The sequence below is a fragment of the uncultured Amaricoccus sp. genome (assembly GCF_937858865.1).
GTDB lineage: Bacteria > Pseudomonadota > Alphaproteobacteria > Rhodobacterales > Rhodobacteraceae > Amaricoccus.
Window position 1 is genome coordinate 1 of record NZ_CALLYO010000576.1, and the last position, 10,555, is coordinate 10,555.

12 protein-coding genes are annotated in these 10,555 nt (G+C 71.1%); all 12 read right to left on the reverse strand.

Translation table 11 applies throughout. From position 1 onward, the window contains the following. On the reverse strand, nt 1-316 hold a 316-nt coding region (locus Q0112_RS17075; protein WP_297977208.1), incomplete at its 3' end, for an ATP-binding cassette domain-containing protein. Beyond that, entirely contained in the window at nt 313-1,143 is an 831-nt protein-coding gene (locus tag Q0112_RS17080; protein ID WP_297977209.1) for an LpxI family protein, read from the reverse strand. The genes Q0112_RS17080 and Q0112_RS17075, both read right to left, overlap by 4 nt. 7 nt (nt 1,144-1,150) lie before the next feature. Continuing rightward, nucleotides 1,151-1,966 (reverse strand): acyl-ACP--UDP-N-acetylglucosamine O-acyltransferase, encoded by an 816-nt coding sequence (lpxA, locus tag Q0112_RS17085; RefSeq protein WP_297977211.1) that lies wholly within the window; start codon nt 1,964-1,966, stop codon nt 1,151-1,153. Between the two features lie 4 nt (nt 1,967-1,970). Then, entirely contained in the window at nt 1,971-2,456 is a 486-nt protein-coding gene (fabZ, locus tag Q0112_RS17090) for a 3-hydroxyacyl-ACP dehydratase FabZ (protein ID WP_297977212.1), read from the reverse strand. Then, nucleotides 2,456-2,956: an OmpH family outer membrane protein gene (locus Q0112_RS17095; protein WP_297977214.1), complete on the reverse strand. Its 501-nt coding sequence runs from the start codon at nt 2,954-2,956 to the stop codon at nt 2,456-2,458. The genes fabZ and Q0112_RS17095 overlap by 1 nt, the downstream gene beginning before the upstream one ends. A gap of 81 nt (nt 2,957-3,037) precedes the next feature. After that, nucleotides 3,038-5,326, reverse strand: coding sequence for an outer membrane protein assembly factor BamA (bamA, locus tag Q0112_RS17100; RefSeq protein ID WP_297977215.1), 2,289 nt, complete (start codon nt 5,324-5,326; stop codon nt 3,038-3,040). Nucleotides 5,327-5,417: 91 nt separating this feature from the next. Beyond that, nucleotides 5,418-6,761, reverse strand: coding sequence for an RIP metalloprotease RseP (gene rseP, locus Q0112_RS17105; protein WP_297977216.1), 1,344 nt, complete (start codon nt 6,759-6,761; stop codon nt 5,418-5,420). 5 nt (nt 6,762-6,766) lie between these two features. Further along, a complete protein-coding gene (gene dxr / locus Q0112_RS17110; RefSeq protein WP_297977217.1) occupies nt 6,767-7,954 on the reverse strand; it encodes a 1-deoxy-D-xylulose-5-phosphate reductoisomerase in 1,188 nt (395 codons plus the stop codon). 1 nt (nt 7,955) lies between these two features. After that, nucleotides 7,956-8,777: a phosphatidate cytidylyltransferase gene (locus tag Q0112_RS17115; protein ID WP_297977218.1), complete on the reverse strand. Its 822-nt coding sequence runs from the start codon at nt 8,775-8,777 to the stop codon at nt 7,956-7,958. A 38-nt stretch (nt 8,778-8,815) separates the two neighbouring features. Continuing rightward, nucleotides 8,816-9,547 (reverse strand): polyprenyl diphosphate synthase, encoded by a 732-nt coding sequence (gene uppS / locus Q0112_RS17120; protein ID WP_297977219.1) that lies wholly within the window; start codon nt 9,545-9,547, stop codon nt 8,816-8,818. 52 nt (nt 9,548-9,599) lie between these two features. Then, complete coding sequence (gene frr / locus Q0112_RS17125) at nt 9,600-10,160, reverse strand: ribosome recycling factor (protein ID WP_297977220.1); 561 nt, start codon at nt 10,158-10,160, stop codon at nt 9,600-9,602. Nucleotides 10,161-10,189: 29 nt separating this feature from the next. Continuing rightward, on the reverse strand, nt 10,190-10,555 hold a 366-nt coding region (locus Q0112_RS17130), incomplete at its 5' end, for a uridine monophosphate kinase (RefSeq protein ID WP_367278483.1).

Genomic DNA, 10,555 nt, shown 5'->3' on the forward strand with positions numbered 1-10,555 from the left:
GGTCGCCGATCGTCTGCAGCGGATTGAGCGCGGTCATCGGCTCCTGGAAGATCATGCCGATGTCGCGGCCGCGCAGCCGGCACATCGCAGCCTCGGACCGGGCGAGAAGGTTCTCCCCGGCGAAGCCGATGCTGCCGGTCAGGACGGCACCCGGCGGCAGGAGCTGCATCACCGAGAGCGCGGTCATCGACTTCCCCGAGCCGCTCTCGCCGATCACGCCGAGGACCCTGCCGGCGTCGACCGCCATCGAGACCCCGCTCAGGATCGGGCGGCCGTGGATGGCGAGCGAGAGCGCCTCGATCGAGAGGAGGCTCATGCCTCGCGCACCCAGAGGAAGAGGCCGGCCGCGTCCGCCGCGGCCACGGCGGCGGCGCGGTTGAGGATCATCACCCCGCCCGCCTCGACCGCCACGCCGGCGAGGCCCGCGGCGGCGGCGCGCTCGAGGGTGCCCGGGCCGATCGCCGGCAGGTCCATGCGGCGGTCCTGGCCGGGCTTGGCCGCCTTGTAGAGGACGCCGCGGGCGCCGGCCGGGCGGACCGGGCCGGCGGTGCGGGCGACGAAGTCGAGCATGACGTCGGTGCCCTGGATCGACTCGAGCCCGAGGCAGATGCCGCCGGCCACCACCGCCCCCTGGCCGACGTCGACCGCCCCGAGCGCAGCGACGATCACGGCAGCGCGGGCCGCGTCGCGCCGGTCGGCGTCGGAGGGCTGGACGCGGCCGAGGACACTCGGGGGCGCGAGGAGGTCGGTCAGGATCTCGTGCGGGGCGCGGACGCGGAAGCCCTCGGCCTCGAAGATGCCGGCGACCATACGAAGCGTGGAATCGTCCCCCGCCGCCAGCCCGCGGACGACGCGCGGGGCGAGGCGGAGCATGGTGAGGTCGAAGCCGAGCGGCCGGAGCTTCGGCCGCACGATGCCGCCGGCGAAGGTCACCTGGCCGCAGCCGGCGGCGCGGAGATCGGCGAAGAGCCGGCCGGGCTTCTCGAACTGGCCGTGGATCGCCGGGTGCGCGTCGGCCCAGTCGAGCGTCAGGTCGCCGAGGAGGACCACCCGGTAGGGCAGGCCGCGGCGGGCGCAGTCCTCGGCGATGAGGCGCGGCAGGTCGCCCCGCCCGGCGACGATGGCGATGCCTTCGGCCGGCACCGCGGCGTCAGTCCGCCGGCATGGTGAAGGAGCGCGCGCTCTCCGACGTGACGAAGGCCGCCACCTCCTCGACCAGCGGATTGCCCGCATGCTTCCCGGCCACCCGCCGCACCCGCTCCTGCAGGCTGCCTTCGGCGGCCCCCTCGCTGCCGAACATCTCGCCGTAGGCGGCGCGCAGGCCGTGGATGTCGGCGCGCCCGGCGCCGCGCCGCTTCAGCCCGACGAGGTTGAGGCCGGCGAGGTGCGCCCGCTCGCCGACGACCGAGCCGTAGGGGATCACGTCGGCGACGACGCCGGCCATTCCGCCGATCATCGCGCCGCGCCCGAGGCGGACGAACTGGTGCACCGCCGAGAGGCCGCCGAGGATCACGTTGTCCTCGATGACGACGTGGCCGCCCAGGGTGGCGTTGTTGGCCATGATGACGTGGCTGCCGATGATGCAGTCGTGCGCCACGTGCGTCGCCACCATGAAGAGGTTGTCGTCGCCGACCCGGGTCACGCTGCCGCCGGCCTCGGTGCCGGGGTTCATCGTGACATGCTCGCGGATGCGGTTCCGCGCCCCGATCAGCAGCTCGACCGGCTCGCCGTGGAACTTCAGGTCCTGCGGGATGTGGCCGATCGAGGCGAAGGGGAAGATCTGCGTGTCCTCGCCGATCCGGGTGCGGCCGGCGACCGCGACGTGGCTGTGCAGGACGACGCGCGGCCCGAGCACCACCTCGGGGCCGACGACGCAATAGGGGCCGATGCGGCAGCCGGGGCCGATCCCGGCGCCCGGCTCGACGATCGCGGTCGGATGCAGCTCGGCGGTGGGGTCGATGCCCATGCCCTCAGCCTTTCGCGCTGGCCTCTTCCTGGGTCAGGATCATCGCCGCGAACTCGGCCTCGGCGCAGAGCGTGTCGCCGACGCGGGCCTCGCCGCGGAACTTCCAGATCTTGCCGCGCCCGCGGATCACCGTCACGTGCAGCTCCAGCATGTCGCCGGGGCCGACCGGGTTGCGGAACTTCGCGGTGTCGATGCTCATGAAGTAGACGAGCAGATCCTGGTCGATCACCCCGAGCGTCTCGACGACGAGGACGGCGGAGGTCTGCGCCATCGCCTCGATGATGAGAACGCCGGGCATCACCGGGATGACCGGGAAATGCCCCTCGAAGTGCGGCTCGTTCACGGTGACCGCCTTGAGGCCGACCGCGTAGCGGTTGAGCTCGATGTTCACCACCCGGTCGATCAGCAGGAACGGATAGCGGTGCGGGATCATCCGCTTGATCCTGACGATGTCGGCCTGCGGCAGGTTCGCGTCGATCGCCAGCGCCATCAGTCTCCTCCGTCGGTCTTCTCGCCCGGCGTCGGCGCGTCCGGGGGCACGGGTTCCGCCCCGCGGGCGTCGATCTCGGCGATCACCGCCGCGGTGATGTTGAGCGACTGGTCGGCCAGGAGCACGCTCGTCTCGTCGAAGATCGCCTTGGCCTGGTAGCGGTCCATCAGCGTCACCAGGATCGGTGCGATGCGAGCGTAGAACTGTCGGCGGCGCTGGTCAAACTCCTGCGCCAGTGCGCCCGCGCGCTCGTCCTGCTTGCGTCGCGCCTCGACCACACGCGCGTCGAAGGCGTCCGACAGCCGGCGGAACTGCTCGGCGGGAAGCGTCGGGCGCTGCTCGGTGAGCTGGCGCTCCTCGGCCTCGAAGGAGGCGTCGAGCGCGCGCGCCTCGGCGCGGAGCTGGTCGCGCTGGCGCTCCTCCTCGGCGAGGATCTCCTGGCCGGCCTTCGATCCGGTCAGGAGCCGCTCCTGGTTGATGATGAGGAAGGGCGATCCCACCACCACCTGCGCCGATGCCGGAGCGGCAAGGGCCAAAGCCAGAGCGAGCGCAAGCCGCGCGGTCCGGCCGCCGGCCATGGGTCAGAACCGGGTCTGGATGGTGAAGCGGAACCGCTCGAGGAGGTCGTAGTCCTCGTACTGCAGGGGGATCGCGTAGTTGAAGCGCAAGGGCGCGAGCGGCGTCTCGACGAAGAGGCTGACGCCGACCGAGGAGCGGATGTGGAAGCCGTCGTCGACCTCGCCCATGCTGCCGTCGGTCTCGTCGAGCTTCCAGAGCGAGCCGATGTCGGCGAACATGCCGCCGTGGATGCCGTACTCCTGCGGCAGGCCGAGCGGGAAGCTCGCGTCGAGCCGGAGCACGCCGTAGTAGTTGCCGCCGAGCGCGTCGTCGACGTCGACGTCCTGCTGCGGCACCGTGCAGTCCGGCACGTCGCAGAAGTCGCGCGGCCCGAGGCCGTTGCGGGCGAAGCCGCGGAAGCTGTCGCCGCCGGTGTTGAACCGGTCGGTGATGCGCGTCCCGTCCTGGCTGAAGATCGCCCCGCCCTCGAGCTCGGCCGAGAGGACGAGCTCCTCCTCGAAGAAGCTGGTGTAGGCGCGCGCCCGCGCCTGGCTCTTCGAGTAGCGGCTGTCGCCGCCGAGGCCGGCGAACTCCTGGTTGAGGGTAAGGATGAAGCCGGCGGTCGGGTCGACGACGGAGTTGCGCCGGTCGTAGGCGTAGGTCGCGCCGATCAGCGAGGTGATGAGCGCGCCTTCCTCGTTCTGGATGATGCGCGAGGTGTCCTCCTGGACGTCGTAGATGTCGTCCTTGGAGATCTGGTAGCGCAGCGTCAGCCGGCCGTTCTCGCTGAGCGGGAAGCCGATGCGCGGCTGGAAGCCGATGTTGCGGGTCTGGAACGACAGCTCGTCGAAGTTGCGGTTGCGATAGTAGATGTTGAACCCGGCGAGCAGGTCGCGGTCGAAGAGCGCGGGCTCGGTAAAGCCGAACTCGGTGTTGGCGAACTGGCTGCTGCCGGAGACCGTGGCCGAGACGGTCTGGCCGCGGCCGAGGAAGTTGCGCTCGGTCAGGCTGATCTGGGCGGTCAGGCCCTCGCTCGAGGAGAAGGCGCCGCCGAGCGTCAGGCTGCCCGTCGGCTGCTCCTCGACCGCCACCTCGACCAGCGCCTGGTCGGAGGCGGTGCCGGGGCGCACGTTGACGTTCGCGGTCTTGAAGAAGCCGAGGCCGCGGATGCGGTCCTCGGCGTCGCGGATCTCGCGGGAGTTGAAGGCGTCACCCTCGACGATGTGGAACTGGCGGCGGACCACCCGGTCGAGGGTGCGGGTGTTGCCGGTGATGTCGATGCGCTCGACGAAGACCCGCTGGCCCTCGACGATCTCGAAGTTGATGTCGACGGTGCGGTTGGCGTTCTTCGTCACCCGCGGGCGGATCTCGACGAAGGCGTAGCCGGCCTGGCCCGCCTGGTAGCTCATGCGCTGGACCACCCGGTCGACCAGCTTGACGTTGTAGACGCCGCGGTTCGCCACCGGGGCGAGCAGCGGCTGGAAGTCGGTGGCCGGCAGGCCCGGGATCTGCGAGCTGACCGAGACGTTGCCGAAACTGTACTGCTGGCCCTCGGAGATGGTGAAGGCGAGGAAGAAGCCGGTGCGCTCGCGGACCATCTCGGCGGTCGCCGACAGGATCTGCACGTCGATGTAGCCGCGCTCGAGGTAGAACTGGCGCAGCAGCTCCTTGTCGAGCTCGAGCTTGTCGGCGTCGTAGGTGTTGCCGCCGAAGGCGAAGCTCAGCCAGCTCGTCTGGTTGGTCTGGATGACGCGCCGCAGCCGGCGGTCGGAGAAGGCGCGGTTGCCGCTGAAGCTGATCCGCTCGACGCCGGTGCGGCGCCCCTCGGAGATCTCGAAGACCAGATCGACCCGGTTCTCGGAGCGGCGGATGATGACGGGCGTGACCGTCGCCGCATAGCGTCCGGCGGCGCGATAGGCCTCGATGATCCGCTGCGCGTCGGCCTCCGCCGCCGGCACGGAGTAGGCGAGCCGCGGGCGGAGCTGGACGACCTGGCCGAGCTCGTCGTCGTCGAGGCTCTCGTTGCCCTCGAAGGCGATCTGGTTGATGGTCGGGTTTTCCCTGACCGTGATGACCAGCCGCCCGGCCTCGGGCATCACGGTCGCATCCTCGAAGAGGCCGGTGTCGAAGAGGTTCCTGACCGCGAGGTTCAACTGCTCGGGCGTCACCGGCTGGCCCGGCTCTATGCCCGCGTAGGCGCGGATCGAGTCCGCCTCGATCCTCTGATTGCCGGCCACGTCGATGCGGCTGAAGACCGCCGTGCCCTGCGCCAGCGCGATCGAGACCGGCAGGACGAGGACCAGAACGGCCAAGAGAAGGAAGAGACGGGCCCCGCCCCGTTTCCGCTGCCGCTGCCCCATCGGCGTACTGCCCTCTGCTCGCGGGCGGTTCGCCGCCCTGTTCTCAACTCACCATTCGCATGATGTCGTTGTAGGTAGCGAATACCATCAACAGGAGGATCAAGCCAAGACCAATCGACATGGCGACCTGCATGACCGCCGGGCTGGGCGGCCGGCCGCGGACCGCCTCGATCAGGAAGGCGACGAAATGCCCGCCGTCGAGGATCGGCACCGGGAAGAGGTTGAGCAGCCCGATCGCCGTCGAGATGACTGCGATCAGCGCGATGAAGCTGGTCAGCCCCTGCGCCGCGGTCTGGCCCGAGATCTGCGCGATGCCGAGCGGCCCCTGCAGGTTATCCGCGCCGATCGCGCCGCTCAGGATGCTGCGGATGCCGTTCAGCGACTGGGTGATGACCGCCCAGGTCCGCTCGACGCCGAAGCCGATCGCGGTCAGCGGGCCCGGCGTCACCGTCGCCGGGCGGTAGAGCGGCGCGCCGGCCACGCCGATCATCACCCGCCGCTCGAAGCCGCCCTGGCCGTCGTCGGTGTCGCGCTCCTGCGGCGTGATGGCGAGCTCGAGCGTCCTGCCGTCGCGCCAGACCTCGAGCGGGATGCTGCGCCCGCCCGAGGCGAGCACCACCGAGCGCAGCCCCTCGAACGAGGCGAGCGGCTTGCCGTCGGCCGCGACGATCACGTCGCCGGCCCGCAGCCCGGCGGCGCTGGCGGGCGAGAGCGGCTCGACCCCCTGCACCTTGGGCGGCAGCGGATAGGGCACGCTCAGCGTGAGCGGCTGGCCGGCACGGTCGACCCTGACCTCGATCGGCCCCGGCGCCGGCATGTCGAGCGCGTGGCGGTAGAGATCCTCGAGGCTCGCCGCCTCGGTGCCGCCCACCGCGAGCAGCACGTCCCCGGGCCTGAGCGGCTGCTCCACGCCGGGCAGCGGCTCGATCTCGCCCACCGTGGGGCGGTCGGTCGGCACGCCCTGCCAGAAGGCCATGCCGGCGAAGACGACGATGGTGAGCAGGAAGTTGAAGGCCGGCCCCGCCAGCACCGTCAGCATCCGCCGCCCGACGCTGGCGCCATGGAAGCTCGCGCGGCGCTCGGCCGGGTCCATCCGCGCCAGCGCGTCGGGGTCGCTGCGGCTCGCGCCGTCGCTGTCGCCCTTGAACTTGACGTAGCCGCCGAGCGGCAGCGCGGCGACTTGCCAGAGCGTGCCGCGCCGGTCGGTGCGCGACCAGACGACCGGGCCGAAGCCGATCGAGAAGACCTCGGATCTGATCCCGCACCAGCGGGCCACGATGTAGTGGCCGTATTCGTGCACGAAGACGACGATGCCGAGCACCACCACGAAGGGCAGCACGGTGGAGAGGAAGCCTCCGAAGAAGGGAATGTTCGCGATCACGTCCATCGGCATCATGCTCCGCGGAGGCCTTCGACCCGCTGCCCGCTCAGGCGGCGGGCGGCGGCGTCGAGTGCCAGCACCGTTTCGAGATCGTAGCCGGCGCCACGCGCCGCGGCTTCCGGCCCGAGCTCGCCCAGTACATGTTCAACGATGACCGCCATATCAAGGAACCCGACCTTCCCGGCGAGGAAGGCGTCGAGCGCCGCCTCCTTCGCCGCATTGAACACCGCGCCGGCGAGCCCGCCCATCGCCAGCACCTCGCCGGCGAGGCGCAGCGCCGGAAAGCGCTCCGGGTCGGCCGGCGCGAAGTCGAGCCGCCCGATGGCGGCGAAGTCGAGCCGCCGCACCGGCAGCTGGCGCCTTTCCGGCCAGTTGAGCGCGAAGCCGATCGGACCGCGCATGTCCGAAGGGCCGAGCTGGGCGATGACCGAGCCGTCGCGGAACCCCACCATGGAATGCACGATCGACTGCGGATGCACCAGTACCTCGATGCTCTCGGGGTTAACGCCGAAGAGCTCATGCGCCTCGACCACCTCGAGCGCCTTGTTGAACATGCTGGCGCTGTCGATCGAGATCCGCTCGCCCATGTCCCAGTTCGGATGCGCCCGCGCCTCGGCCGGGGTGACCTTCGCCATCTGCTCGCGCGGCCAGTCGCGGAACGGGCCGCCAGAGGCGGTGAGGATGATCCGCTCTACGTCCTCGACCCGCTCGCCCATCAGCGCCTGGAAGATGGCGCTATGCTCGCTGTCGACCGGGATGAGCTTGGTGCCGTGCGCTGCGCAGGTCCGCCTGACCAACTCGCCGGCACAGACCATGCTCTCCTTGTTGGCGAGCGCGAGCACGCCCCCGTGCCGCGCCAGGCGCAGCCCCGGCGCGAGCCCCGCCGCCCCGACGATGGCCGACATCGCCCAGTCGACCGGCTCGGAGGCCGCCGCCAGCAGCGCCTCCGGCCCGGCCGCCGCCGCGATCCCGCTCGGCTTCAGCGCCCGCTCGAGCTCGGCCAGGCGGTCGGGGTCGGCGGTCACCGCCACCTCCGCCTCGAGCCGCATCGCCTGCCGGGCGAGGAGCTCGATGTTGCCCGCCCCGGTCAGCGCGACGACCTCGAAATGCTCCGCGCCGCCGGCGGCGTCGATCAGCTCGACCGTCTGCTGGCCGACCGAGCCGGTCGACCCGAAGATGCTGATCCGCCGCCGCGCCATCTCAGCTCCCGTAGGTGCCGATGCCCAGGGAATCGGCGATGGCGAAGAACCAGACCCCGCCCATCACCCCGTCGAGCCGGTCCATGACCCCGCCGTGGCCGGGGATGAGACGGCTCGCGTCCTTCACCCCGAACCGCCGCTTCACCGCCGACTCGAGCAGGTCGCCGAACTGCGAGCAGACGGCGATGCCGAGGCTGAGGGTCCCGATGCGGAGCGGATGCCAGCCGACGACGAGCCAGGCGAAGAAGCAGCCGACGAGGCCGGCGGCGGCCAGCCCGCCGATGGCGCCCGACCAGGTCTTGCCCGGGCTGACCGCCGGCCAGAGCTTGGCGCCGCCGACCCGCCGGCCGACGAAATAGGCGCCGACGTCGGCCGCCACCACCACCACCACCAGCCAGAGGATGAGGAGCACCCCCTCGGGCTCGCGGTCGCGGAAGACGAGGAGCGCGCCCATCGCCGCGGTCATGTAGACGAAGCCAGCCGTGAGCCAGCCCGACCAGGGCCGCCCGGCCAGCGCGACCAGCCCGGCGGCGACGACGAGGCAGGGCAGCCCGACGGGCGGGCCCCAGATCGCGGTAGCGACGAGCGACAGCACGCCAGCCACGCAGGGGACGAGGAGGCTCGGGACGGCGATCGCCTCCGAGCCGGTCACCATGCGGTGGTACTCCCAGAGCATCAGGACCAGCACCAGCGCCAGGAACCCCGCCGCCCAGGCGCCGCCGGCCCAGAGCTGCACGAGGGCGATGGCGGCCAGGACCAGCCCCGAGGCCAGCCGCAGCCCCAGGTCGGCGAAGCGCACCGGCCGGGGCGCGGCCCCTGTCATCGCGGGCCCGTCATCGTAAGCCCGTCATCGTAAGCCGGTCATCGGGCGACCGCGCCGAAGCGCCGCTCGCGGCGGCCGAAGCCCTGCACCTGCGCGGCGAACATCTCGGCCGTGAAGTCCGGCCAGCGGGTGTCGACGAAGGCGAACTCGGAATAGGCCGACTGCCAGGGCAGGAAGCCCGAGACGCGATACTCGCCCGAGGTCCTGAGGATGAGATCGGGGTCGGGGATGCCGGCGGTGTCGAGATGCGCCTCGATCGTCTGCGGCCCGATGTCGTCGGCGCGGAGCTTGCCCGTGCGCACCGCCTCCGCCACCCGGCGCGTCGCGCGCAGGATCTCGTCCCGCCCGCCATAGTTGATCGCGACCGTCAGGTGCAGCCGGTCGTTCTCAGCCGTCTGCGCCTCGAGCCCGCCCATCAGCGCCTGCAGGTCGTGCGCCAGCCGCTCGCGCCCACCGATGAAGCGCACGCGCACGCCCTCGGCCACCAGCCGCGCCCCCTCCTTCTTGATGTAGCGCCGGAAGAGCCGCATCAGCCCGAGCACCTCGGTCTCCGGCCGGTTCCAGTTCTCGGTCGAGAAGGCGAACAGCGTCAGGTAGCTGATCCCGAGATCGGGACAGCTCTCGACGATCTCGCGCACGCGGTCGGCGCCGCGCTTGTGACCGGCGATCCGCGGCAGCCCGCGGCTCGTCGCCCAGCGGCCGTTGCCGTCCATGATGATCGCCACATGGGCCGGACCGGGCACCCGCATCGCCTGCTCGTTCAAGTACATCGTCAACTCTCTACCCTCGCGCCCGATACAAACGTCGCCGCGGGCTCCGGCGTCAGACCTGCATGATCTCGTCTTGCTTGGCACTCAGCGCCGCGTCGATCTTCCTGATCGCGGCGTCGGTCAGCTCCTGGATCTCGTCGTGCCAGAGCTTCTCGTCGTCCTCGGACATCCCCGCGGCCTTGGCGCGCTTCAGATGGTCCATGCCGTCGCGGCGCACGTTCCTGACCGCCACGCGCGCCTGCTCGGCATACTGGCCGGCGACCCGCGCGAGGTCGCGCCGGCGCTCCTCGTTGAGCTCGGGGATCGGCAGACGCAGGATGGTGCCGTCCATCTGCGGGTTGATGCCGAGGCCGGAGTTGCGGATCGCCTTGTCGACGGTGTTGACCAGCGCCTTGTCCCAGACGTTCACCACCACGAGCCGCGGCTCGGGCACGGTGATGGTGCCGAGCTGGCTGACCGGCATCGAGCTGCCGTAGGCCTCCACCGTGACCGGGTCGAGCATCGAGGCCGACGCCCGGCCGGTCCGGAGCGAGGCGAAGTCCGAACGCAGCGCGTGCAGCGCCCCGTCCATGCGCCGCTCGAGCGCCGCGATGTCGATCTCCACGTCGGACATGCCAGTCTCCCCGCCCGGGGCCCCCCTTGTCACCCGCGCTCGACGACCGTGAACCGCCCGCGCCCCTGCACGATGCCCGCCAGGCCGTCGGGCTCGTCGAGCGAGAAGACGATGATCGGCAGCCCGTTGTCGCGGGCGAGCGCGATCGCCGAGGCATCCATCACCTTCAGGTGCTTCTGCAGCACCTGGTCGTAGCTGATCCGGTCGTAGCGGCGGGCGTCCGGGTTCTTCTTCGGGTCGCTGTCGTAGACTCCGTCGACCTGGGTGCCCTTGAAGAGCGCCTCGCAGGACATCTCGGAGGCGCGCAGCGTCGCCGCGGTATCGGTGGTGAAATAGGGATTGCCGGTGCCGGCGGCGAAGATCACCACCCTGCCCTTCTCGAGATGGCGCACCGC